The organism is Rhizorhapis sp. SPR117, assembly GCF_021742065.1.
Genome location: NZ_JAKKIE010000197.1, coordinates 1 through 985, shown reverse-complemented (window position 1 = coordinate 985; position 985 = coordinate 1). Strand labels below are relative to the sequence as shown.

Below are 985 nucleotides of genomic sequence, written 5' to 3'. Positions count from 1 at the left end.
GAGTGGTTCAAACATGGGTCAAATCTCAGTGAAAATTTATGCCGCTACCGGGTCACTTCTCAGCGACAATCAACAGTGTCCGCTGGAAAACATAGAGATGCTTCGCGGAGGCACCGACTTGCGGAACCACCTGCACAGCAGTGGCTCCGGTGCCAACAATGCCCACCCGCTTATCGCTCAATTTCGAAAGGTTGCCATAGGAATCGCCGCCAGTGTATTCGTAGTCCCACCTGGCCGTGTGGAATGCATTGCCCTTAAACGACTCGATCCCTGGCAGGTTCGGGATCTTCGGCTTATGCAGCAGCCCTCCGGCGAGGACCACGAAGCGTCCATACAGGCGGTCGCCGCGGTCGGTCTCAACCAGCCAGCGATCTTTGTCCTCAATCCAGGTTATCGCCTCAACGCCAGTCTGAAAGATCGCTGAATCGTATAGACCGAATTGGCGGGCAACCTGCTGGTAATAAGCGAAAATCTCTGCCCCGCCCACGTACTTCTGGGTCGGAATGTATCCGGTTTGCTCCAATAACGGCAAGTAGACATACGATTCCACATCGCACGCCACACCGGGATAACGGTTCCAGTACCAGGCCCCGCCAAAGTCGCTACCTTTCTCTATGATTCTTACGTCTTCAATCCCGGCCTGGCCAAGGGCAACTGCTGTCATCATCCCACTGAACCCTCCGCCAATGATCAGGACATTGGCGTCTTCGTCAAACGGCTCGCGGACCAGCTCCTCTTCCAGATAGGGATCGACGGCATGATCGCCAGTGATTTTGGCCAGGTCGACATATTGCTGTAGCCCATCGGTACGGACTCTCTTTTCCCGCTCGATCCTGTATTTTTCCTCCAAAGCCTCGGGAGAAAAATCAAGAGATCCATCTTGCCCGTCAACGATACCATTACCTGCCACTAGTCACCCGGAACTGTAATCCACCTCATTGATTCACGCCTCTTTGAGGAGATGAACAATGCTAGGTCGGCAGGC

General features: G+C 54.2%; 1 protein-coding gene. It reads right to left on the bottom strand.

The window, feature by feature from the left end; genetic code table 11:
* Positions 1–52: 52 nt before the first annotated feature.
* Positions 53–910 carry a flavin-containing monooxygenase gene (locus L3X40_RS21920; RefSeq protein WP_237367446.1) on the bottom strand — a complete coding sequence of 286 codons (858 nt, stop codon included), beginning with the start codon at positions 908–910 and terminating at the stop codon, positions 53–55.
* Positions 911–985: the final 75 nt, after the last annotated feature.